Source organism: Microbulbifer sp. TYP-18 (assembly GCF_040932045.1).
Classification (GTDB): domain Bacteria; phylum Pseudomonadota; class Gammaproteobacteria; order Pseudomonadales; family Cellvibrionaceae; genus Microbulbifer.
This window is the reverse complement of record NZ_JBFRBC010000001.1, coordinates 417,132-441,251: the sequence shown is the minus strand read 5'-3', so window position 1 is coordinate 441,251 and position 24,120 is coordinate 417,132. Positions and strand designations below refer to the sequence as shown.

The 24,120-nt window shown below is 57.2% G+C and carries 21 protein-coding genes; 9 read left to right on the top strand and 12 right to left on the bottom strand.

What is annotated here, in order from left to right:
- Nucleotides 1–357: 357 nt before the first annotated feature.
- On the top strand, nt 358–3,168 hold the full coding sequence (locus ABVT36_RS01715) for a M16 family metallopeptidase (protein WP_368454965.1): 2,811 nt from the start codon (nt 358–360) through the stop codon (nt 3,166–3,168).
- 337 nt (nt 3,169–3,505) lie between these two features.
- Here the strand turns inward: ABVT36_RS01715 and ABVT36_RS01710 are convergent, their stop codons facing one another.
- Nucleotides 3,506–4,117, bottom strand: a complete 612-nt coding sequence (locus ABVT36_RS01710) for a glutathione S-transferase family protein (protein ID WP_368454964.1) — start codon at nt 4,115–4,117, stop codon at nt 3,506–3,508.
- A 104-nt stretch (nt 4,118–4,221) separates the two neighbouring features.
- On the opposite strand from ABVT36_RS01710, the gene ABVT36_RS01705 reads away from it, so the two are divergent.
- On the top strand, nt 4,222–5,568 hold the full coding sequence (locus tag ABVT36_RS01705; protein WP_368454963.1) for an amidohydrolase family protein: 1,347 nt from the start codon (nt 4,222–4,224) through the stop codon (nt 5,566–5,568).
- 178 nt (nt 5,569–5,746) lie between these two features.
- Here the strand turns inward: ABVT36_RS01705 and ABVT36_RS01700 are convergent, their stop codons facing one another.
- A complete protein-coding gene (locus ABVT36_RS01700) occupies nt 5,747–6,460 on the bottom strand; it encodes an SIMPL domain-containing protein (RefSeq protein WP_368454962.1) in 714 nt (237 codons plus the stop codon).
- A 69-nt stretch (nt 6,461–6,529) separates the two neighbouring features.
- Nucleotides 6,530–7,705 (bottom strand): hypothetical protein, encoded by a 1,176-nt coding sequence (locus tag ABVT36_RS01695; RefSeq protein WP_368454961.1) that lies wholly within the window; start codon nt 7,703–7,705, stop codon nt 6,530–6,532.
- A gap of 371 nt (nt 7,706–8,076) precedes the next feature.
- Between ABVT36_RS01695 and ABVT36_RS01690 the strand changes: the two genes are divergently transcribed.
- The 4 genes from ABVT36_RS01690 to ABVT36_RS01675 all read left to right on the top strand — a co-directional run bounded on the left by ABVT36_RS01690 (nt 8,077) and on the right by ABVT36_RS01675 (nt 11,509).
- Entirely contained in the window at nt 8,077–8,517 is a 441-nt protein-coding gene (locus ABVT36_RS01690; RefSeq protein ID WP_368454960.1) for a VOC family protein, read from the top strand.
- Between the two features lie 52 nt (nt 8,518–8,569).
- A complete protein-coding gene (locus ABVT36_RS01685) occupies nt 8,570–9,676 on the top strand; it encodes a hypothetical protein (protein WP_368454959.1) in 1,107 nt (368 codons plus the stop codon).
- The gene (locus ABVT36_RS01680; RefSeq protein ID WP_368454958.1) at nt 9,673–10,344 is read left to right on the top strand and encodes a GntR family transcriptional regulator; all 672 of its coding nucleotides are present in this window, start codon (nt 9,673–9,675) and stop codon (nt 10,342–10,344) included. The genes ABVT36_RS01685 and ABVT36_RS01680 overlap by 4 nt, the downstream gene beginning before the upstream one ends.
- A 343-nt stretch (nt 10,345–10,687) precedes the next feature.
- Nucleotides 10,688–11,509 (top strand): alpha/beta hydrolase, encoded by an 822-nt coding sequence (locus ABVT36_RS01675; protein ID WP_368454957.1) that lies wholly within the window; start codon nt 10,688–10,690, stop codon nt 11,507–11,509.
- A 138-nt stretch (nt 11,510–11,647) separates the two neighbouring features.
- On the opposite strand, the gene katG is transcribed toward ABVT36_RS01675, so the two are convergent.
- Entirely contained in the window at nt 11,648–13,816 is a 2,169-nt protein-coding gene (gene katG, locus ABVT36_RS01670) for a catalase/peroxidase HPI (protein ID WP_368455062.1), read from the bottom strand.
- 416 nt (nt 13,817–14,232) lie between these two features.
- Here katG and ABVT36_RS01665 point away from each other — a divergent pair, with 416 nt between their 5' ends.
- From ABVT36_RS01665 to ABVT36_RS01655, 3 genes are all read left to right on the top strand, one after another.
- Nucleotides 14,233–14,685, top strand: a complete 453-nt coding sequence (locus ABVT36_RS01665; protein WP_368454956.1) for an SRPBCC domain-containing protein — start codon at nt 14,233–14,235, stop codon at nt 14,683–14,685.
- Nucleotides 14,686–15,493: 808 nt separating this feature from the next.
- Nucleotides 15,494–15,757: a hypothetical protein gene (locus tag ABVT36_RS01660; protein ID WP_368454955.1), complete on the top strand. Its 264-nt coding sequence runs from the start codon at nt 15,494–15,496 to the stop codon at nt 15,755–15,757.
- Nucleotides 15,730–16,251, top strand: a complete 522-nt coding sequence (locus ABVT36_RS01655; RefSeq protein ID WP_368454954.1) for a hypothetical protein — start codon at nt 15,730–15,732, stop codon at nt 16,249–16,251. Before ABVT36_RS01660 ends, ABVT36_RS01655 begins: the two co-directional genes overlap by 28 nt.
- A gap of 36 nt (nt 16,252–16,287) precedes the next feature.
- Here ABVT36_RS01655 and ABVT36_RS01650 read toward each other — a convergent pair whose 3' ends face one another.
- The 8 genes from ABVT36_RS01650 to mazG form a co-directional block, all read right to left on the bottom strand.
- On the bottom strand, nt 16,288–17,379 hold the full coding sequence (locus tag ABVT36_RS01650) for a DUF3524 domain-containing protein (protein WP_368454953.1): 1,092 nt from the start codon (nt 17,377–17,379) through the stop codon (nt 16,288–16,290).
- Nucleotides 17,380–17,393: 14 nt separating this feature from the next.
- On the bottom strand, nt 17,394–18,287 hold the full coding sequence (locus ABVT36_RS01645; protein WP_368454952.1) for an NAD(P)-dependent oxidoreductase: 894 nt from the start codon (nt 18,285–18,287) through the stop codon (nt 17,394–17,396).
- A 6-nt stretch (nt 18,288–18,293) separates the two neighbouring features.
- Nucleotides 18,294–19,091 carry an undecaprenyl-diphosphate phosphatase gene (locus ABVT36_RS01640; RefSeq protein WP_368454951.1) on the bottom strand — a complete coding sequence of 266 codons (798 nt, stop codon included), beginning with the start codon at nt 19,089–19,091 and terminating at the stop codon, nt 18,294–18,296.
- A 17-nt stretch (nt 19,092–19,108) separates the two neighbouring features.
- Nucleotides 19,109–19,807 carry a tRNA (adenosine(37)-N6)-threonylcarbamoyltransferase complex dimerization subunit type 1 TsaB gene (tsaB, locus tag ABVT36_RS01635; RefSeq protein ID WP_368454950.1) on the bottom strand — a complete coding sequence of 233 codons (699 nt, stop codon included), beginning with the start codon at nt 19,805–19,807 and terminating at the stop codon, nt 19,109–19,111.
- A gap of 173 nt (nt 19,808–19,980) precedes the next feature.
- The gene (locus ABVT36_RS01630) at nt 19,981–20,856 is read right to left on the bottom strand and encodes a hypothetical protein (RefSeq protein WP_368454949.1); all 876 of its coding nucleotides are present in this window, start codon (nt 20,854–20,856) and stop codon (nt 19,981–19,983) included.
- Between the two features lie 294 nt (nt 20,857–21,150).
- On the bottom strand, nt 21,151–22,155 hold the full coding sequence (gene hemH, locus ABVT36_RS01625) for a ferrochelatase (protein WP_368454948.1): 1,005 nt from the start codon (nt 22,153–22,155) through the stop codon (nt 21,151–21,153).
- A gap of 211 nt (nt 22,156–22,366) precedes the next feature.
- Complete coding sequence (adk, locus tag ABVT36_RS01620; protein ID WP_368454947.1) at nt 22,367–23,020, bottom strand: adenylate kinase; 654 nt, start codon at nt 23,018–23,020, stop codon at nt 22,367–22,369.
- Between the two features lie 270 nt (nt 23,021–23,290).
- A complete protein-coding gene (mazG, locus tag ABVT36_RS01615; protein ID WP_368455061.1) occupies nt 23,291–24,109 on the bottom strand; it encodes a nucleoside triphosphate pyrophosphohydrolase in 819 nt (272 codons plus the stop codon).
- Between the last annotated feature and the right edge of the window lie 11 nt (nt 24,110–24,120).

The window sequence follows — 24,120 nt, the reverse complement described above, 5'->3', positions numbered from 1 at the left end:
AGGGCTGCCCCTGGTTTCGCGCCCTGCGGCGTTAGAAATTGCTTATGTGGACCCACCACACTCCGCAATTCCTGCCTTGCAGGCCACAAAACCTGAAGCAGCAGGGCTATCTCAGTTAGTGTGAACAGGCCCTAGTCAGACTATGGGGAAAACCTTCTGTGGGCTCTTCCCTATTCGGGCTTGCGGTCATTTCCACGAGCCCTTTACTTCAAGTCAAGCTGCTACAGGTTTGATTTGCACCCCGGACATTCCTCTCCGGGACAGCAGGCTGCCGGCAATATCTTCTTCGGCGGTCTGCCAGTTGTGTACACGGCCCCGGCGCCGGGTTGATCCAGCAAACGAAAGGCGGAAACACCAATGGATTTACGCACTCCCCTCTTTTTTCTCCTATTGTCGTCACTGGCCCTGAGTGCCTGTGTCGAGAAAGATGCGCATCCGGCCCTCACCGTGGATCGCGAGGCTGCGGCAAGCAGCAAGGCGGCGGCCGCCAACGACGCGGCCTATGTGGAAGCGCCCAAGATCGAGATCCCGTTTCACAGGGAACGCCTGGACAACGGGCTTACGGTGATAGTGCACGAGGATCACAAGGCGCCGGTGGTCGCCATCAATATCTGGTACAAGGTGGGCTCCAAGGACGAGAAGCCGGGCAAAACCGGATTTGCCCACCTGTTTGAGCACCTGATGTTCAACGGCTCTGAAAACTATCCGGGGGAATTTTTTGAGCCCTTCCAACGCTCCGGTGCCACCGATATGAACGGCACCACCAACAATGACCGCACCAACTACTTCGAAACAGTGCCCAAGGGCGCTGTGGATATGGCCCTGTGGATGGAATCGGACCGTATGGGCCACTTCGCCGGCGCCATTACCCAGGAGGTATTGGATGAACAGCGCGGAGTGGTCAAAAACGAGAAACGCCAGGGTGAGAACGCACCCTACGGCAAAGCATTCGACACCATTGCCAGCGGTACCTTCCCCCCAAACCATCCCTATTCCTGGACCCCCATAGGTTCCATGGAAGACCTGGACCGGGCCAGCCTCGAGGACGTGAAACAGTGGTTCGCGGATTACTATCAGCCAGCCAACGCCATACTGGTTATCGCGGGCGACATCACCGTGGACCAGGCGATGGCCAAGGCGCGCGAGTATTTCGGCGATATACCCAGCACCTCGGTCCCGCCGCGGATTAACAACTGGCAGCTGCCGGGACAGGTGAGCAAGCGTGAAGTGCTGTACGACAAGGTACCCCAGACACGTATTTACCGGGTGTGGAATGTACCCGGGGTCGCCGGCGAGGAGGAAAACGCCCTGGAGCTGATGGCTTCGCTGCTGGCCAACCGCAAGAATTCCCTGCTCTACCGCCGCCTGGTTCGCGACGAAAAGGTCGCCACCAGTGTCAGTGCCTTTTACTATGGCCGGCAGTTGGCGGGTCAGTTCATCATTACCGTGGATGTCAAACCGGGCCAGCCGCTGGAAAAAGTCGAAACTCTGCTGCAAGAGGAGCTGCGGAAATTTGTCAAAGGCGGAGTCAGCGCCGAAGAGATCCGCCGTATCAAGCAAAGTGAATTCGCCGGCCTGGTGAAGGGACTGGAGAAAATCGGCGGTTTTGGCGGCAAGACCGATATCCTCGCCCGCTCCGAGTTTTACTACGGCGACCCGGGTGCGCTGGTGGCGGGACTGGAGGACTATGCCAAAGTCGACGCGGCGCAGGTACAACAAGCCGCGGAGCAATGGTTGACTGAAAACAGTTACACCTTGATCATCCAGCCCAAAGAAGAATATACCGCCAGCGAGCAGGGCGCCGACCGCTCCAAACTGCCGCCGGTAGACAAAACGGTGGAGCTGGAGCTGCCGCAACAGCAGAGCTTTACCCTGGACAACGGACTCAAAGTCATTTTGGCGGAGCGGCACGACACCCCGGCCGTATTCATGAACCTCCAATTCCGCAGTGGCGCCGCCGCCGACGGCGACAAGCCGGGGCTGGCGTCCATTGCGGCGCGGATGCTGAGCGAAGGTGCCGGCAAATATGACAGCCTCGAATTCAGCTCCCGCCAGGAGGAACTGGGCGCGACCATCGGTGCCGGCAGCGGACTCGATTACAACAGCATCACTTTCAGCGCCCTGAAAACCCAGTTGAAACCGTCTCTGGAGTTGTTCGCCGATGTGGTCACCCAACCGCTGTTTCCGGCGCAGGACCTGACCCGCGTGGTTTCCAACCGCATCGACGCCATCTCCCAGGAAAAGGCCCAGCCCCAGGGGTTGGCCCTGCGCGAACTGCCGCCACTCCTGTACGGCGAGAATCACCCCTACGGTACCCCACTGACCGGATCCGGAACCGTCGAGGGTGTGCGCTCCATCACCCGCGATGATCTGGTGAAGTTTCACAATACCTGGCTGAGACCGGACAACGCCATGCTGACCATCGTCGGCGATGTCACCCGCGACGAAATCGAACCCCTGCTGAACGACGTGTTCCGTAACTGGCGCTCCCCCAAAACCCCGCTGGCCTCCGCCGACATACCTGCAGTAGAGCGCCCGTCGGGTACCAGGGTCTTTCTGCTGGACCGCCCCGGAGCCCAGCAGACCTACATCATGGCAGGCCTGGTGATGCCCCCCTGGACACCGGATGGTGCCGAGGCGTTTGACGCCATGGCCAAGGTGATCGCCGGCAAATTTACCTCGCGGGTCAACATGAACCTGCGCGAGGACAAGCACTGGTCCTATGGTGCCAGAGCCGTGTCTCTGGATACGGAGGGCCAAAGGCCTTACCTGCTCTTCGCACCGGTACAGACGGACAAGACGGGCCCGGCCATTCAGGAGCTGCTGAAGGAATATCGCGAATTCCTGTCCAGTCGACCCATCAGCGAACAGGAACTGGCGGACTTCCGCGACGACGAAATCCTCAAGCAGAGCGGGGCCTTCCAGACCAAGGGGCAACTGCTGTCCAGTATCACCTGGCAGAACGAGAAGGGACTGCCGCCGGAGTATATCGCCGACTATCCCCAGCGCGTGGCGGCGCTGACCAAACCGGAAGTGGAGGCTGCGGCCAGGGAATTCCTGGCTCCGGAGCAGTTCACCTGGGTGATCGTAGGGGATCTCGCGCGCATCCAGCCGGAAATCGAGGCGCTGGACCTGGGCCCGGTTACCGTACTGCCGGCCGCCGAATGACCAATTGCTCGGATAGCCCGCTAGGGCCTGTTCACATCGACTGAATTGGCCCTAGCAGGCTGTTGAAATTCGAAGAATTTCGACGCCCGGTACCGGAATATGGATGTTCCGGCAAAATCGGCGACGGCTAAGTCGTTGATTTTGGGAGAAAAGTGAAAATCACATTTTTCGCTTTTCGTGTGTTGCAAAAGGCAGGATGCCTTTTTCAACAACCTGCTAGGGCCTGTTGAAAAAGTCCTCCCCGACTTTCCTCAACCCGGGTTTGCGGCGCATGTCCGCAAGTCCTCCACGACAAATCAAGCAGTTACACGCTTGATTTACGGCCCGAACATCCCTGCTAGGCGCGGGCACTTGGGCGCTGGCTCACCGCCGTGTGCCAGCGCACCAGATTGGGATGCTCGCTGGCATCGGGGCGGATCTTGACCACTTTGCCAAAATCCAGGGCACACAACATGCTGATATCGGCCACTGAGTAGTATTCGTCCACCAGATAAGGGCTGGAGGCCAGATGCTGGTCCAGTGTGGAAAGAAACTGCATTGCCTTGCGGCCGCATTCGCGGCCGAATTCCGGAAACAGCTCCATACGATCGGCGAAAAAGCCGCTGCTGTGCTGGAAGTTCATACCGATGTTGAACATCAGGTTGAAGTCGGCGCGCCGGTTCCACATTTCCACCAGTGCCCGCTCCCGGGGGTCGCGTCCAAAAAGTGCCGGCTCCGGGTGCAACTCCTCCAGGTAGCGCTGTATCGCCACTGACTCGGCGATACAGGTACCGTCACTCAGCTCCAGCACCGGCACCTTGGCATTGGCATCCCGCGCCCGGTATTCCGGGGTGAGGTTCTCTCCGCTGGCGATATCCACCTGCACAAACTCCATATCCAGGCCTTTCTCAGCCAGGAACACCCGCACCCGCCGGCAATTGGGGGCCTTCGCATATTCGTAGATTCTCATGTTCGGACTTCCTCTCCGCTCTGTCATTGGGGTAGATTGTGCAGCACGCGAAACTCAACGGATTTACAACCAGCGACTCTAAGTCAGACGCAAAAGGGGTCACAATGACAACAAGTGCCAACCGGGGAAACCTCCTCAGCCGAATGACCGCCGCTGCACTCGCACTGTGCGCGGCCTTTACCTTCAACCAGGCAGTGGCGGAAGGGATCGCCATCTATGCCGGCAGCCTGTTCGATAGCGAAAAGGGCAACCTGCTTGAAAATCGCACAATCCATATTGTCGATGGCCGTATCGAATCGGTACAAAAGGGTTTCGCCAAGCGCGATAGCGAAAGGCTGGTGGACCTTCGGGAGTACACGGTACTGCCGGGACTGATGGATATGCACACCCACCTGTCCACTGAATTCGGGCCACGCACCTATATGGAGGCCTTCACTTGGAACCCCGCAGATTTCGCCCTGCGCGGCGTGGATACCGCCCATCGCACCCTGCAGGCCGGATTTACCACCGTGCGGGACCTGGGGGACACCGCCAATGTCACCATCAGTCTGCGCAACGCCATTGAACGCGGGATTATCGATGGCCCCAGGGTATTTACCGCCGGCAAGTCCATCGCCACTACCGGCGGCCATGCGGATCCCACCAACGGTCGCCGCCGGGACCTGATGGGCCAGCCGGGGCCAGTCGACGGGGTTGTCAATGGCGTCGCCAGCGCGCGTGAAGCCGTGCGGCAGCGCTACAAAGACGGCGCAGACCTGATCAAGATTACCGCTACCGGCGGGGTGCTGAGCGTGGCCAAGAGCGGCCAGAACCCACAGTTCATGGAGGATGAACTGGAGGCGATCGTCTCCACCGCCAAGGATTACGGTTTCACCGTGGCGGTGCATGCCCACGGCAAGGAAGGTATGGAGCGCGCCATCCGCGCCGGTGTCGACTCCATTGAGCACGGCACCTATATGGATGGCGAAACCATGGAGTTGATGCGACGCTACGACACCTGGTATGTGCCAACCCTGCTGGCGGGCGAGTGGGTGACGGAAAAATCGAAACTGGAGGGTTTCTTCCCGGACATGGTGCGGGTCAAGGCCGCCACCATAGGCCCGCGCATCAAGCAAACCTTTGCCAACGCCTACAAGCGCGGCGTTAAAATCGCATTTGGTACCGACAGTGGCGTCAGTCGCCATGGGGATAACGGCCGCGAGTTCGCACTGATGGTGGACGCGGGAATGACGCCGGCAGATGCGATTCGCAGCGCCACCTGGAATGCCGCTCAACTCCTCCAGGCGGAAGATGAACTCGGCAGCATCAGTGCGGGCAAGCACGCCGATATTGTGGCCGTCGCCGGCAATCCGCTGGAGGATATCAACCAGCTGCAACAGGTGCGCTTTGTCATGAAAGGGGGCGAGATCTATAAGGAGCCCGCCGACACCGTGAACCCGGCAACTCAGTAAATTGCCGGGCCTGCGTCAGCAGTGCGCCACAGGGAAGTGCGCTACCGGGCAGAGGCCGGCGCTGGCCCCTGAAAAGCAAGTGACCCAGTGTCAATGCACTGGTTTTCAAGGGAGACAATCCAGTCGATAAGGGGTTGTCTACCGGCCCGGGGGTGCAAGGTGGACCTTCGCCTTTCCCTCAATCCCGCAGCTCAAATACCAGGTCCAGATCCACGGTCACTTTGGTCTCGCCCAGTGCAATCGGTACCCGGGCATCCGCCGACGCCATTTCCGCACGCATCATGGGGAGGGGAATCCCCCTGCCCGCGCCCTCGGATATGCTGACGATACGCCCGACTTTCATACCCAGAGCCTCGGCAAAAGACTGTGCCCGCGCGCGGGCCTTTTCCACTGCCTGCTTGCGGGCTTCCGCCATCAGTGGCTCCGGCTCACCGATGGAAAAGCTGGGACCGTGGATATTGGTGGCTCCGGCCTCGGTCAGGACGTCGAGAATCCCACCCAGGTCTTCGATTTTGCGCACCTTTATCTGCACCGTATTGCGCGCCATGTAACCCGTGATCTGCGGCCGTTTGACACCGGAGGAGCTGGTGACCGGCCCGTAGCGGGGCGACAGACTGATACCGCTGGTCTGTACATCCTTCTGCTCGATACCGGCTTTTTCCACCGCCTTGACAAGCTTGTCCATCTGCTCCGCGTTGGCCTGCATCACCGCCTTGCTGTCTTTACCTTCCGTAGTCACGCCGGCGGAGATCTCTGCAACATCCGGCGCCTTGCTCACTTCCCCCTGCGCAGAGATATTTACCAATGTTCCCTCCGCCTCGCCACCGCGACTGCCACAACCGGTTGCGAGCACCACCAGGCCGGCCAACAAGGTGCCGGCCACCAATTTCATTCCATTCTCCATGGCATTGTCCTCGAAATTTCCACAGTGTTTGTTTTGGGGCGGAAACTGTCGCTCATGCTACCTGAACACCTGCTGAAAGTCCTCTTCCCCATCGTGGTAGATGGCGAATCCGAGCCGCAACATCTGCTTGCGACGATCACACTGAACACCGCGGGACTGCAACTCGCGCTGCAGTTCCAGTGATCGCTCCGGAGTGGCGCAATCAAAGGTAAAAAAATGGCCGTGGCCGCTATCCAGATCGTGGTAAACCAGATTGTCGCGATTCAACAGTGGGTGGCGGGCCGCATCCATGGAGTGCAGGAAACGCCGCTGGGCAGCCAGCACAAACTGGTGAATCTTTGCCACGGTCACACCATCGCGTTCATACATCTGCAGAACCGCCAGCGCCTTGTACAGTGTCGAGTAATCCATGGTGGAACCGGCAAAGCGCAGCCAGTTATCGGCAAAGCCCACCCGGTCTGCGCGGTTCTCCAGTTCCGCCATATCGGCGAACCAGCCGGTATACAGGGGCCGCAGCCGGCAGCCCTCGGGCAGGCTCATAAAGCACAGGCCCTCTCCGGCTCCCTGGTACTTGTAGGAACCGGCGGTGTAATAAACCTTGTCGGCCACACGGCTGAGATCCGTCGGCAGCGCAAAATAAGCGTGGTAGCCGTCAACCACAAACTCGGTTCCCTCCGGCTTGCGCGCCACAATATCCAGCAGGTGCGGAAACACCACCCCCGACTCAAAAAACACCTGGCTGGCGTACGCCAGGTGATACCCTCCCCGGTGCAGCTCCCTTTCAAAGCGCTCCGCCAGAGTGTCGTAGGGCAGCTTATCGATACGGGTTACCTCTACCCCCGACTCCTCCTCCAGACGCTGAAGCTGGCGGGCGAAACTATAGAATTCACCGTCGGTAGTGAGAATCCGCAGTGGCCGCGTCAGATCAAAAGCGCTGATCAGACGAAACACCAATTCGTGGGTATTGGGCGCCAAAGCGATGTGATCCGGCCTGGGCAGGCCCAAAGTGTGGGCCACAGCCGTCTGCCAGGCGGGAATCTTGTCGGCGAAGATAGGTTCCCACTTGGCGTCGGCCAGGCTGGCGGAATCCCGCCAGTACTGCTGTACTGCCTCGAAGGTGACATCCGGCCAGTAGTGATGCGAGTGGCAGGCCATATGCAGAGGCGGATAGGCATGGGCAGTACTCGCCTCGGCGGCACCCTGCAAAAATCTGCGAAAATATTGCTGATACATAGGATTCAGACACCCCTTAATCAGAGGTTCCCTTGTAGTTTGTGGCCGATTGTAGCCGGTTTGCCCCGACGCAGACATCGCCGGCGGGCACAGGCAGGTAAACTGGTTATAAAATAAATAGGCCGGACTTCATTCATCTGGCAGGCCGCAGTCCTCAACAGGAATAAGCGGATCGCAAGTCGAACCTGTGGCTGCATGATTTGTCCGAAGGGTTTGCGGACATGCGCCGCGAACCCGGGTGTTGGATTGGCGGGTTGATAGTGTGTTCCCGGCAACACCCGGCCGTCGCGCCCGGTGGCGCCGTACAGTGCGGATGAAGATTAGCTGTCGGGCTGATAACCTGTAACCGGATAAGCAGAGGAGTAAACAGCGTGGAATATTTACACACCATGGTCCGGGTAGCAGACCTGGAAGAGTCGCTCAAGTTTTACTGTGAAAAGCTGGGTCTGCAGCAGATCAGCCGCCAGGACCACGACCAGGGGCGTTTTACCCTGGTATTTCTGGCCGCACCGGGAGACGCGGATGCCGCGCGCGAGTACAAGGCGCCGTGCCTGGAACTGACCCACAACTGGGATCCCGAAACCTATGACGGCGGCCGTAACTTTGGCCATCTGGCCTACCGTGTGGATAATATTTACACCGTCTGCCAGCGGCTGATGGACCAGGGCGTCACCATCAATCGTCCACCCCGGGACGGCTATATGGCTTTTGTGCGCTCCCCTGACGGCATTTCTATCGAGCTGCTGCAGAGAGGCGAGCCGCTTGAACCGCAGGAGCCCTGGGCTTCCATGCAGAATACCGGTGAGTGGTAGGCAGTGGGCTAAAGAGGGGGCGACTCAGTGAATTTGAACACCAGGTGATTCAGTGAAAAATTCTTCCTGTGTAATGCTGGCGGGAGCCGGCGCGGCAAAGCGGATTCGCGCAGAGGGCCTGCAACCGGATCAGGTCTCGGTGCTGCTGGGCGCCTCCGGCGGCGCCAAGTGGCTGGTTATCAGCCAGCTGGACCGGGTGCTGATGGGCGAGTTCTTCATGGGGCGGCAAAAGCCCATCACCACCCTGGGATCCTCCATCGGCAGCTTTCGCGGCCTCTGCTATGCCATGGACCACCAGCTGTCAGCGCTGGAAACCCTCGAACACGAATATATCAATCAGACCTACGCTTCCGACAAACCCACACCAGATGAAATAACTGCCAAAGGCCAGGAGATTATACAGGGCGTGCTGGGCATCCATGGGGCGCGACAGGTGGTGGAAAATCCCGTCTGGCAAAGTCATTTTGTGGCCGTGCGCGGACGCGGACCCCTGGCCAGTGAACGCAGGGCCATACTGGCACCGGCATTGCTGACTTCCGCACTGGCAAATGCGGTATCGCGTCGCACCCTGGCGGCCTTCTGGGAGCGGGCGGTGTTTCACGCGGGTGCGGAATCGTCTGTGCATTTTAGCAACCTCCGCACAGTCAATATTCAGCTCAGTACCGGCAATGTACAAACCTCGGTGCTGGCCAGTGGTTCCATCCCACTGGTGATGGCCGGCGTGCGCAATCCCGAAGGCGCGCCCCCGGGCAATTATCGCGATGGCGGTATTACCGACTACCACTTCGACCTGGAGTTCCAGCACCCTGACGGGCTGGTGCTCTACCCCCACTTCTTTCCCACCATGGTGCCCGGCTGGTTCGACAAGGGCCTCGCCTGGCGCTGGGTACGGGGTGGTGCACTCAACAATACCCTGCTGGTGGCACCATCGCCGGAATTTGTAGCTCGATTACCTTTCGGCAAAATTCCGGATCGCAACGACTTTTATAAATTCAGCAACGAAGACAGGGTGAAATACTGGCGTCAGGTGGTCGATGCCAGCAAGCGCGTGGCCGATGACTTCTATCATCTGTGGCAGAGCGACCGAATCGCCGAATGCCTGGTACAGGTGGGACCCGATGACCTGCTGCACAAGCTGGGCGGGAGGACTGCGGCATGACCGCTGCACAGGAATTCAAACTGCCCCAGGAGTCCTACCGTACCACCCAGGAGCGGGTCTATTTCCAGGTGCGCGATGCCATACTGCGGGGTAAGTTTCTGCCCGGCTGCGCCATCACCATCCGGGGTCTGGCGGCGGAACTGAATTGCAGCCCCATGCCGGTGCGCGAAGCGCTGCGCCGGCTCACCTCGGAACGCGCGCTGGAAGTTTCCGATACCCGCCGGGTAAAAGTGCCCACCATGACCCCGGACAAACTCTCCGAGATCTGTGCCGCACGGGTGGCGCTCGAATGCCAGGCGGCGGAACAGGCGCTGCCATTCGTAGGGGACGAGGAATTGCAGCAACTGCGCCGGCTGGACGAAGATGTCACCGCGGCACTGGCGGAGGGGGATATCGAGGCCTATGTCACCGCCAACCTGGAATTTCACTTTACCCTCTACCGGCTGGGGCAGCCGCATATTATCCTGTCTTTGATCGAGAGCCTGTGGCTTCAGACAGCCCCACTGCAACACCTGGTATTTCAGCGCTTTGGCATGCAGGAGCTGCCAGACCGGCACCAGGACCTGCTCGAAGCCATCGGCGCAGGGGATGCCGGCCGGGTGCGCACCGCCATTCGTCAGGATATCGAAGAAGGTCTGGGTTCCATCTCCGCCGAGGAGTTGTTGTAATCCGGGCGAGTATGGTGGGCTGAGTTCGGTTTTATCCCCCTGTCACCACCACAAAGCTGTGAAGCTTCTGGCAAATACCCACCGCGAGACACCCTAACCCCTCCCCTGGTATTGTCGGTGCACAATCCTATAGCCCACGCTTATTTACCCGGCAATCCAGCAGATGATTCCCCATCCATTGGATTAGCATCGTTGAAAAACTGCACAATTACTCGGAATCGCTTGCTATTCGAGGGACTTCGCCGGCCACCCGCCGCAGTGGTATTATCCGCGCGCGCTGTACAACGTTGCGACAAGAAGCGCACTGTCAGCCAATTGCTTATTACAAAATAATGGTATCTTGATGCAGAAATTAGCCCTTTTAGCCGTTTTCATAACTTTCTGTGGTTTGGCGCAGGCAGAAGAGTTTGAGATCTCCCCGCTGTCCATCGGGGAGACCATTCGTTTCCCATCCAAAATCTTGAAGGAGGAGCGCCGTTTAAACATTTACCTTCCAGCCAGCTATCACAAGAACCAGGATAAAACCTATCCGGTTATCTATCTTCTGGATGGTTCCGTGGAGGAGGACTTTTTGCACATTGCCGGTTTGATGCAATTTGGCGCTTTTTCCTGGATCAATATGCTCCCGGAAAGCATACTTGTCGGTGTGGAGAACGTCGACCGAAAGCGGGATTTTACCTATGCGTCGCAGGATACCAGAGACAGGAAAGAGTTCCCCACGTCCGGGGGTTCAGGCAAATTTATAGCGTCGCTCAAAAAAGAAATTCTCCCAGCGATAAAACAGAATTACAGGGTGAATGGAGAGTCCACCTTGATTGGACAATCCCTGGGCGGATTATTGGCGACCGAGATCCTGATCAAACATACGAGTTTGTTCGACAACTATATTATTATCAGCCCCAGCCTCTGGTGGGACCGGGAGTCCTTATTGCAGTCAATACCAGCGGACTGCTGTGGCGCCGGTACTATTTACGTCGGCGTTGGCAAGGAGGGCCAGGTGATGGAGCGACTGGCCAGGAATCTCTATCAAAAACTGGACCCGGAAAACAGCACCGAAACAGTTCACTTCGGCTACTTCGACCAGCTCAACCACGGGGACACACTGCATCTGGCAGTGTACGATGCCTTTAACAAGCTTTTTTCAGGCCGGGAAAATCAAGAATAGGACAGCCTGCTGGCCCTGCGAGCAGCTTATTAACCCGGCAACGCAATAAGTTGCCGGATTGGTAATTTCCCCGGGGTCCTGTCTTGCAGGCCACTAAACCAGTGGCAGCAGAGCTATCTCAGTTAGTGTCAACAGGCCCTAGTCAAAGCGATCGAGGTTCATCACCTTCGCCCAGGCACTGGCAAAGTCCTGCACAAACTTCTCCCCTCCGTCATTCGCGGCATAGACCTCCGCTACCGCGCGCAACTCGGAATTGGAGCCGAAAATCAGGTCTACCGGTGTCGCTGTCCACTTGACCTCACCGGTTTTGCGATCTTTGCCTTCGTATACACCCTCCGCGGATGACTTCTGCCATTCCGTGGACATGTCCAGCAGATTGACAAAGAAGTCGTTACTCAACCTTCCGGGGCTGGAAGTGAATACTCCGTGCCTGGAGTTGTCGGCATTGGCCCCAAGCACCCGCATACCCCCCAACAAAACTGTCATTTCGGGGACGGTCAAGGTGAGCAGGCTGGCCCGGTCGACCAGCATATCCGGCGGCGAACGGCTGTTGTCCGGATCGAAGTAATTGCGAAAGCCGTCGGCGCTGGGCTCCAGCACCGCAAAGGCCTGCACATCCGTCTGCGCCTGAGAGGCATCGGTCCTGCCCGGCTTAAAGGGCACCTCAATATCGTACCCCGCTTGACTGGCCGCCTGCTCCACCGCCGCTGTGCCACCCAGCACGATGACATCGGCCAGGGACACCTGCTTGCCCCCGGATTGGGCCCCATTGAAATCCTGTTGCACCTGCTCCAGCTTTTGCAGTGCCTGCGCCAGCTCCTCGGGATCATTCACCGGCCAGTCCTTTTGCGGCTCAAGCCTGATACGCGCGCCATTGGCGCCACCGCGCAGATCGGTCCCGCGGAAAGTGGATGCCGATGCCCAGGCGGTGCGCACCAGTTGGGGCACCGTCAGGCCGGAGGCCAGGATATCGGTCTTGAGCTGGGATATATCCCCGTCGTCGATCAGCGGGTGGTCCACCGCCGGAACCGGGTCCTGCCAAATCAGCTGTTCTTCCGGTACCTCGGCTCCGAGATAGCGCCCCCTGGGGCCCATATCCCGGTGGGTGAGCTTGTACCAGGCCCTGGCGAATGCGCTTTTCAGTTCGTCCGGGTTTTTCATAAACCGCTGTGCGATCTTGCGGTATTCCGGGTCCATTTTCAGTGACAAATCGGTAGTCAGCATCACCGGCGCATGACGCTTGTTGGGGTCGTGGGCATCCGGCACCAGGCTGGCGGCACGGGGGTCAGTGGGAATCCACTGCACAGCCCCGGCGGGGCTCTTGGTTTTTTTCCACTCGTAAGTGAACAGATTGGTTAGGTAATTATTGCTCCATTGAATGGGCGTGACAGTCCAGGCACCTTCCAGGCCACTGGTAATGGTATCGGCGCCATCCCCCTCCCCACACCGGTTCTTCCAGCCCAGCCCCTGCTGGTCTATGGGCGCCGCTGCCGGTTCAGGTCCGACACAGTCCGGTTTCACCGCGCCGTGGTTTTTGCCAAAGGTATGGCCGCCAACAATCAGAGCCACTGTCTCCTCGTCATTCATAGCCATGCGCCCGAAGGTATCGCGAATATCCTTGGCAGCTGCCACCGGATCGGGATTGCCATTCGGCCCCTCCGGGTTTACGTAAATCAGACCCATTTGCACGGCGGCAAGTGGCTTCTCCAGTTCCCGCCCCGCCTTGTAGCGCTTGTCCGCCAGCATTTGGGTTTCGGGGCCCCAGTACACCAGATCCGGTTCCCAGTCGTCCTCCCGACCACCGGCGAAGCCGTAAGTTTCGAAACCCATGGACTCAAGCGCCACGTTGCCCGTCAGTATCATCAGGTCCGCCCAGGAGAGCTTGCGCCCATACTTCTGCTTTATGGGCCACAAAAGTCTTCGCGCCTTGTCCAGGTTGGCATTATCGGGCCAGCTGTTGAGTGGGTCGAAGCGCTGCTGGCCGCCACCGGCGCCGCCGCGGCCATCCCCGATGCGGTAAGTACCCGCACTGTGCCAGGCCATGCGGATCATCAGGGGGCCATAGTGTCCAAAATCCGCCGGCCACCAATCCTGGGAGGTTTTCAGCAGTGTTTCTATATCCTTTTTGACTGCGCCGAGATCCAGCGACTTGAACTCCGCACCATAATCGAAATCCTCACCCATCGGATTGGATTTGGGGCTATGCTGGCGCAGAGGCGTTAAATTCAACTGATTTGGCCACCAGAATGAATTCGGCTTTGGCTGCCCCTGGGCGACGGTTTGGCCACTTGGCAGCAAAGCTCCCATAAGGACGATGGAAAGACTGGTACACAGCCAGTTAGCGCGGTTGGACATGGGTGCTGGCTCCTCGCGATGGAAATTAGCGGAAACTCCCGCGCTTAATATAGAAAACTTTTTTCCCATCGGCCGTCACAGGTTGATTCAGCCGCCCCGCCCCTGTCATGTTTGAATATTTTTTCTAATCCATACTTGCCCTTTACCGGGTATCCAGCGCTGGCGGGAAACCTGTATGCCATCGTATGAAAGGTGGTTTCCGCGCCAACATAGACTGACATCACTTTTATTAAACACTGATCTCTCTCCGGACTTGGCGAATCCACGGATTTTCGACAGAATTGGAGCCAGCGATAACCCAATAAGAAAAATCCAGCCGATTCACGCTGCCCGGCCGAACCCGGCCGGAATCGAGGAGATCACCGCGAATGGACAAGATCATTCACTGCACTATCGATTTACCCTGCGACGCTAAAATGGCCTTCCAATTGTTCACCGACAACCAGCACTTGGAATCCTGGCTTACGGTAGAAGCCGATGTCACAACGGAGGTTGGAGGCAAATATGAATTGTTCTGGGACCCACAGGGCAGGGAAAATAACAGCACCATCGGCTGTAAAATTACGGCCATAGAGCAAAATGAATTGCTCGCATTTGAGTGGCGCAGCCCGGTTCAATTTAAACGCTTCGCCAATAGCGCCGATCCACTCACCCACGTGGTCGTCTGTTTTATTCCCGATGCGTCAGGAACCACTGTGCACCTGCTGCATTCCGGCTGGCGATCCACGGACGAGTGGGAGCAGGCGAGGTTATGGCAAGAGCGATCCTGGCGCTTCGCCTTTACCCGCTTATCGGAAAATATCAGTTCCATGCTGGTCTGATAAGACTAACCAGCAGTATTGGAGGTTAAACTGCATTAGGCAGTGTCACCCCATTATCGCTGGCAATAAAGCCAAGATCTGTGAGAATCTACCTTCTCAATACGGATACTACGCCAGGGCACAACATTAGAACGGGGCGTCCCGCAGCAACGGCAGTCTCCGGGATTGTAAGAATCTCAATCAAGCGGACAATTCAACAGGAAAACCTTCCACCCGCTGGTAAAATTTGGCAGGTGTGAGCCCAGCGAGTGAATCCAGCCCACCCTCTCTATTAACCATGCCCTATTTATCGATACTTTATTTAGTGTAACCAACTCTAATATAGTCTTAAATTCCTGCTGTTTGAAACTAGAAAAGATTAGATTTTCTTGCACACAGCCCCTCGTGGACGTCGAGGAGTCGTTCTGCTATAACTTCAGAAATCAGTAATATTGCCAAATCCACTTAGGGTAAAAATCTACCACACTCAATCAAACCAATTAATCAGAAAAATAATTTTTCGCGCCGAAAATTGCGCGAGATAGCTCTATAAAAACATACCTGAATTAAAAATGGCACATAAAAATACTGGCATATGATTTACAATTTAAATTACATGGTATTGTATCGAAGGATTTGAATTAGAATTTTATTATCAAAAAAATTACATGAAAAATTAATTTTTTAAAATAAAATAACTCACCAAAAATAAAAGACTAATCATTTCCACAAAAAACCTTGACTAATTATAAATAAATCCATGAGGCGCCTATAAGATTTAAAATATGCCAAATCAAATAAATCAATTATTTTTTATTGGAGAAAAATCATGAATAAGTCAATTTACAATTTTAAAATAAGCAGACTTAACTGGATACTTTTATCAAGTTTATTTTTTGTTTTTTTAAGCGCATATGCCCAATCTTCTGCAATAAAGGCTAATGAAGTTATCGCAACCATTGATCTGGAAAATGGCAATCAATACGTATTTTTGTCATCCAAAAATAAACACGGAACCGTGGACGATATTATTATATTACAAGGAGAAAAATCGGAAATGGATCTTTGGAGTCCCTATATACGGAAAACCTGAATCCTTTGAATATTTTCAATGGTTTAAATATGGCGCAAGAGGAAATACCAGCCATTCTCAGGGATTTATATACTGAAGACTTTATGCCCCCCGGATGGCTTGCCGATCAGATCTTAACAAGCCATACAAGCAGGTTACTTGTTACTTGTGATGACCTCTGGTGGAAATCCCGATTTGGAGATTTACAGTCAGGCTATCAGTACCATGACGGTCCAAATGATGGCGTATGGTTGAACACCCGATGGATTACATTCACCTGGGGAAGAACCGGCCTGGACGGATACAATGTAGGCGTTTGCCTGCAGGACGTAGATAAAAATGTCCTTGTAAGATTCAACACCTGGAACGGTTCTAATTGGGTTAATTTTTTTGAAAGGCTCACCGTAGAAGGAACTTGGTGGTACGCGAGGCATAGTAGTGGATCTTCAATACAGATCCAGCTAATAGGGTCTGAGGCCAATACCTTCGATATAGGTTTTGACTATAACCGGTAATTTTTGCCATCAAAGGCAAAACGCTTGAGATAGAATTTATATTTTTCCGCCACCTGTTATGCTGACCAGCAGGTGGCGATATTTTTCACCGAGAAGCTTCCAACGATAGCGACTAAAGTCCGCAAGGGGCAGTTCCCTCCCCATTTGATGGCGCTCGGCCAGGGCACAGAGCTTTGCGATGGCATCGGGCACATCTGCAAACCGCATCTCCCGGGGATAGTAATCCGGGTAGGCCTGCTCATCGGGCACCAGCGGGCTGCAGCCGAGTGCGCTCGCCTCCATGGCCGCCAGACCCTGAAATTCATGGGCGGCGGTGGACAGGAAGACATGGCTCTGCCGGAGTATCCCTCGGTACTGGTTTTTGTCCTCCACAAAACCCACCGACAACAGCCGATGGGCAAAATCACGGCGAATCAGCGCAAACTCCTCCGGACTGTTACGGAAGGTCTGACCCAGCATATTCAGCCGGAAGTCGACCCCCGCAGCTTCCAGGCCCTGCAGTATATGCAATAGGCGATCCGGTCTCTTGTCATACTCCCAGCGCGCCGCCCAACTGAGGGTGAAGGGTCGGCCCTTCAGTTGCTGCGTTTCGGCCTCGAATAATGCGTCCTCCAAGGGTACAGGCAACAGGTATGACTTGGCCGCTATCTCTTCACAAATGCCGGCGGGTACGCAGTCGGGCAGCCTCCGCAGCAGCCGCTCTGCCCCTTCCAGTAGCGTGCGCCGATTGAACTCGGAGTTGAACAGCAACATATCGCCGCAGAGGGCGGTGTAGATATTCAGCATCTGGGGTTCTATCGAGTGGGCGGCCTTCTCGCTGCGCGGGTAGGCAAACTGATTTTCGTGAAAATAGACTGCAGTGGGAACAAGGCCGATCCGCGGCACCAGGCCACGCAGGGCGGCCAGGTCGGTCATGGAGGTGGCGACCACAAGGTCCCAGGGGCGGGCCATCAATTCAGCCGCCTCCCCCCGGCCCCAGCTCAGGCTGTTGCCGCGTACCCGCCAGCTGAAGTTACGCGGGGGCAGGGTCAGCTGGGTCCAGTGCCAGTCCGGCATCGCCGCCACCAGGCCGCGCCGCCATTGCCGATGGCTGGCGGCATCGTAAGCCGAAAGCAGCAGCACATGCATTGTGCCGACCCGCCTTAGTCGGCTTCCCCGGCAAAAGAGCGTAGATTCATAAGGCGGGCAAACAGACTGGAGGTATCCCAGCGGCCGCCCCCGAGCGCCTGGACCTCGCTGTAAAATTGATCCACCAGCGCTGTCACGGGCAACAGGGCACCGTTGTGTTGCGCCTCATCGAGGACGATCGCAAGATCCTTGCGCATCCAGTCCACGGCAAAGCCATGCTGGTATTCCCCGGCAAGCATGGTCTTGTAACGGTTTTCCATCTGCCAGCTCTGGGCGGCACCCTTGGAAATCACCTGGATCACTTGCTCCGCATCCAGGCCCGCCGCCTTGGCGAAGTGCAAGCCTTCGGCAAGCCCCTGCACCACCCCGGCGATGCATATCTGGTTGACCATTTTACACAACTGACCACTGCCGGCGGGGCCCAACAGGCTGCTGGCGCGGGCGTAACACTGTAGAAGCGGCTGTGCGCGTTGGAAATCCGTCTCATCACCCCCCACCATGATAGTCAGCGCGCCATTTTCCGCGCCGGCCTGGCCTCCGGATACAGGTGCGTCCAGGAAGCCGATTCCGCGCTCCCGGCCCGCCGCCTGCAACTCCCGGGCAATGCCGGCAGAGGCAGTTGTGTGGTCGACAAACAGTGACCCCTCCGCCATCGCCGCGAAAGCGCCCTGTCTCCCCAGCACAACCTGGCGCAGATCCCTGTCGTTGCCGACACAGGCAAAAACCATATCGGCCCCGCGCGCGGCCTCGGCCGGAGTCGCAAAAGATTCACCGGCATAGTCCCGCAGCCACTGTTCAGCACGGCTTGCGGTGCGATTGTATACCCGCAGCTTATACCCGGCCCCGGCGAGATGACCGGCCATGGGATAGCCCATGACACCGAGGCCCAGAAAAGCGATTTTTGTCATTGGCGGTTACCCCCAGACCATCCAAAGCAGTACCGCACCCAACAACAGGCGATAAATGGCGAATGGGGCCATACCGATGCGGTTGATGAATTGTAAGAACAAATGGATACACAGATAGGCGGTGACCCCGGACAGCAGCATACCCAGAAATATCGCGCCCCAGGGCACCTGCTCCAGGGACAGTAAATCAAACACCAGCAGCAAGGCGCTTAGAGCGGTTACCGGAACCGACATCAGAAAGGAAAAGCGCGCAGCGTCCTCGCGCTTCATACCCAGCATCAGACCTGCTGTTATGGTAATGCCCGAGCGCGAAGTACCCGGAATCAGCGCCAGTGCCTGCGCCACACCGATACCCAGTGCTTTCTTCCAGTTGAGCTGGACCAGCGTCTCCTGCCGTTTGCCCACCGCATCCGCCCACCACAGCAACACGCCGAACCCGATAGAGGCAAAGGCTATGACCGTTGCGGAGCGAAAGTGCACCTCGATGAACCCCTTGAACAGAAGCCCGATCAACCCCGCAGGGATTGTCGCCAGTACCAGCAGCCACGCCAGCCGCCCGTCATCGGTGAATTGCCTGTCCACCAGCCCCCCCAGGCCATCCCTGAGCAGCGCCCAAAGTTCGCTGCGAAAGTAAATGACGACGGCCAACAGGGAGCCGAAGTGCACCGCGACATCGAAAGCCAGCCCCTGGTCGGGCCACCCGAGTACTTCTGCGGGCAGGATCAGGTGCGCCGAGCTGGAGATGGGTAGAAATTCAGTGAGCCCCTGTATCACTGCCAGAACTGCAATTTGGAAGGTATCCATAAAAAACCCGAAATAGCTTAGGAACGGATTCTCTGTCGTTTTTGCCAGGCTACTTGATCCCGCAGATAGAGCGGTTCCAGCTCTTCCGCGCTGACGGCTACGCCATTTCGCCACAAGAGCAGAGCCAACTCCGCGATATCCGCCGCATGGATGCTTAGGTCCGTGTCGATGGCTGTGAGCGGCGCGGATGAAAACTGCGGATACTGCCAGCCCGGCCCGGCGCCATAGCAGTCCCGCGGCAGGTCTGACTGGCTCAAAACCTCGAGCACCTGTTGCGGGTCCTGTACCGCCTCCGGCAACAGGCTGCAGTTGGGGGCTTTGACACTGTACACACCCCAATAGACCTGCTGCATCCGCGCATCCAGGGCCGCGACTACAGGCAGGTCCCGCCAGTCCGGGTGCCTGCGCCGGGCACCCGCGGCCAGGGCAGCCAGACTGGAAACCGGCACTACCGGTTTGTCAGCGGCGAAGGCCAGTCCCTGGGCACAGCTGATGGCGATACGCAATCCGGTAAAAGAGCCGGGGCCGCGGCTGACCGCCAGTGCATCGAGATCCTTGAGGCTCAATTCAGCCTCCGCGAGTACCTGGTCCACCATCGGCAGCAGACGCCGGGTATGGTCCCGTTCCGCTTCAACAAACCGCTCTGTGGTGTGCCCATGACAGTGCAGGGCCACGGAACAGGCTCCGGAGGTGGTATCGAGGGCAAGGATCTTCACGGTGACTCAGGCAACAACTTCTTGGGGCCAATTGTCGCACGGTCGCGGAGGGGAGTCATGCGCTTACATCCAAATTCCCGGCTCGGCGGAATCCGGCAGGCTGTAAATACAAAAGCCCCGGGGTTCCCGGGGCTTGTGGAAGCTTGGGGCTCAGCCCCTTACGGCGATCCGCCCTACTTCTTCTTGGGCGGGCGACCGCGACGAGTCGCCTTCTTCTTGGCCGTGGCGGCCTTCTTCGGCGGACGCCCGCGACGGGCTGCCGTCTTTTTGCCTGCGGCGGCCTTGGGTGGGCGACCCCTGCGAGTCGCTTTCTTTTTGACCGCCGTTTTCTTGGCTACGGTTTTCTTGGCGGTAGTTTTCTTAGCCGCCTTTTTCTTGACCGCCGTCTTCCTGGCTACCTTTTTCCTGGCTGGCGCTTTCCTGGCTGCCGCCTTCTTTGGACGCCCCGCCTTTTTGGACGCCTTCTTCGCCGCCGTCTTCTTGGTTTTCTTGGCCGCTTTTTTCGCTTCGGCCTTGGCCTTGGCTGCCGCCTTCCTCTCTAAAGCCTTGACGGCTGAAGTGGCTTTTTTAGCCGCAGCCTTGACTTTGGCTTCGACTTTTTTCTCCGCCACTTTCAACTTCCTAGCGGCGACTTTCGCCCTGGCCTTCCTCCAGCGCGCCTCGAAAGCCGCTATGGCTTTGGATAGCTCTTTGTCGTGCTGAGCCTGCAACTTGTCAGCCATTTCATTGAGCTTTTGCTTGGCCGCCTGCTCGGCCTGGCGCACTGCATCCATCGCCTTGGCCTTGGCCATATCAACTTTTGCTAAAGCAACTTTGGCGCGTAAATCTCGAACTTTGGCATTGGCTCTGGACAGCGAGTCCTTCGCAGCTGCAGTGCTTTTCTTCTGTACTCTCGCCCGTGCCTTTGCCACCCGATCCAGTTGCGCATCCAAGGACTTTGCTGCCCTGTCTACTGCTTTTTCCGCTCTGGCGACCGCCGGAGAAGCCATCACTGCTTTCGCGCGTGAGGCTTTTCTGGTGCGCGCTTTCTTTCTCTTTACACGTGCCATTCCTTGTCTCCTCTCTGAGTAGAAAGTTTTACCCCTACTAACTCAAAAGTGTGCCGGCAATATCGCCAATTTGCTATCCCGGTAAGGCGAATGCAAAATGGCAGTTGCCGGGTCCAATGCAAGCCACACGGTTTGAAACCGATGCAGCTCTATCAAAGTTAATAAAAAAAGGGGGCTTTGCAAGAAAATTTGGCAAAAAAAGATGGTTTTTTTGTAAAAAAATGCCGTTTTTCGATTAATTGGCTGGCAAAACACTGTATTGCCACCAATTTTGGTAAAAAAATCAGCTCGCCGCTATCCGCCAGTGGAAGACGGGAATCGCTCCTGGACAATTGCCGCCAGCGCCCGAATGTGATCGGGGCGAGCGTTCAGTGCCGGAATATATCGATATTCTCCGCCGCCGGCCTCGACAAAATTAGCGCGATTCTCCTCCGAAATTTCCATTAAAGTCTCCAGGCAATCCGCTGAAAACGCCGGACAAATCACATCCACACTGGCCAGTTTCTGCCTGCCCCATTCCACCAGGGTCTTGTCCGTGTATGGCTGCAGCCATTCCGCTTTACCGAAGCGGGACTGGTAACTCAGCGTCCACTCGCCTTCGGTCAGCCCCAGCTCAGCTGCGAGCTGCACGGCCGTTTCGCTGCATTGGCGCTCATAGGGATCGCCTTTGCTGACGTTGGCTTTGGGTATGCCGTGAAACGACAACAGCAATTTTTCCGCTTTGCCGTGTTCTTTCCAATGTTCCCGCACTGAATTTGCCAGGGCGCGGATATACAGTGGATGGCGATAGTAATCATGTACCAGCTGGATATCCGGCACATCGCGGTTTTCACAAAAGATTCGCGCCACCTGATCGTAAATAGCGCCGGTGGTGGTGCCCGAGTACTGCGGATACATTGGAAGCAGCAAAAACGATTCACAGCCGTCACTGCGCAGCCGGTCAACTACTGACGCCAGACCGGGCTCACCATAGGTGACCGCGTGCGCGACGGTAATGTCCGCACGGGTGGCGGCCAGCTGTAGCTGCAACATTTCCGCCTGCCGCCTGGTGTAATACAGCAACGGAGATCCCTCCACCGGCTCGCCGTCCGCTCCGCGGTTCCAAATGCCGGCGTACTCGGGCGCTATGCGACGCGCGCGAAACGGCAGGATGAAGCCGTGAAGAATAGGCAGCCATATGGGGCCGGGTATCTCCACTACCCGTGAATCAGAAAGAAACTCGCGCAAAAACCGGCGCACTGAGGCCGGCGTGGGGTCAGCTGGGGTACCCAGGTTTATCAGAATGACGGCAGTGGACATAGATGGACCTGCTGATTTTGGAATTACACCATGGTAACGGCAATTGTGGAGCAGTAATACCGATGGCCGGCACGGAATAGGACCATCTATTTGGTCGCCGGGCGAGAGTTTGTTTGGACCCACGGTTGCGCACACTGTGCCTAACCGGGCCCCGAACAAAAAAAGCCCCCGACAGTCGGGGGCTTATTTACGTATTCCGATCCGGTGTGGATCACGTCAGGGCAGAGGACACCTGTTGGCAGATCTCGTCCACGGAACCAATCCCCACTACCTTGCTGTATTTCGGCGCTGACTCCGGTTGCCTTTGGGCCAGTTCCCGGTAGAAACCCACGAGTGGTTCTGTCTGCTCGTGATAGACGGACAGCCGGCTGCGCACGGTTTCCTCACAGTCATCGCTGCGCTGAACCAGTGGTTCGCCGGTGACATCATCCACACCCTCCTGTTTGGGCGGGTTATAGGCGATGTGATAGACGCGACCGGAATTCTCGTGAACCCGGCGTCCGGACAGCCGTTTGACGATCTCCTCGTCGTCGACCTCCAGCTCCAGCACATGGTCTATCGCCACATCGGCATCCAGTAGCGCCTGTGCCTGGGGAATGGTGCGCGGAAAGCCGTCAAACAGGAAACCATTGGCGCAATCCTGTTGCGCTATGCGCTCTTTGACCAAGGCGATAATCAGATCGTCGGAAACCAGTTTTCCCGCTGCCATCACATCTTTGGCCTGCAGCCCCAGAGGAGTCCCCTCTCTCACCGCCGCGCGCAGCATGTCGCCAGTGGAGATCTGCGGAATAGCGAATTTCTCGGTAATGAACCTTGCCTGAGTACCTTTGCCGGCCCCCGGTGCCCCCAAGAGAATAATCCTCATAGTGAGATTGCCCTTATGATCCGTACGTGCCGATGCCCGTTGGGTAAAAAGAGCGCTACCTTACACTCAGGCTCCGGGCAGGGCAAGGTGAGACACCCTCTGCGCACCCGGGACCACAGGGGTATCGAGAAGGTACATGGATATTCAGTCACGACAGCAATGAAAGGAACATCAGACCGCACAGGCGCAGCCTTTCTGTATGAAATTTGATCCAATGTAACCGGGCATGACCGGGCTTGGGTTCCGCCACCGGGGCCACTGGACAGCGGGCTACTTTTCGCCCGCCTTGGCCTGAACCCACAAGGCTTCCAATTGATCTGCGGACAGGTCCGACAAGCGCCGCCCGCCTCTGCTGGCGGTATCTTCCATGGCCCTGAATCGCCGCTCGAACTTCCGGTTGCAACCCCGCAACAGCCCTTCCGGCTCCGCCTGCAAGTGGCGGGCCGCGTTGACACAGGAAAACAGCAGGTCCCCCAGTTCCTCCCGCGCATGCTCGCAATCACCGGCGGCAACTGCCTGCCGCAACTCCGAAAGTTCCTCTTCAACCTTGTCCAGCACACGATCCAGGTCAGGCCAGTCAAACCCAACCCTGGCGGCGCGCTTCTGCAACTTGCCGGCCCTGGTCAGCGCCGGCAAGCCTGTCGCCACACCATCCAGTGCACCGCCCTGGCCTCTTGCATCCCGTTCGGCGGCCTTGATGGATTCCCAGTTTTGCCTGACGGTGGACTGGTCGACGCTATTCCCGGGGCTGTCTGCATAGAGACTGCCCCCAGGAAATACGTGCGGGTGGCGCCGCAGGAGCTTGGCAGCCAGGGAGTCGACTATGCGCGAAAAATCAAAACGCCCCTGCTCGCGCCCCAACTGCGCGTAAAAGACGACCTGAAACAAAAGGTCACCCAGCTCTTCGCGCAGATGCTCGAAATCGGCGGTTTCGATTGCCTCCGCCACCTCATATGCCTCCTCGATGGTCGAGGGGGCTATGCTGGCAAAATCCTGTTTTCGATCCCAGGGGCAGCCACTTTCCGGGTCGCGCAATCGCTCCATCAGGAACAGCAGGTCGTCGAGGGTGTACTTTTCCCGGTCTTCCATGGCGCTCACAC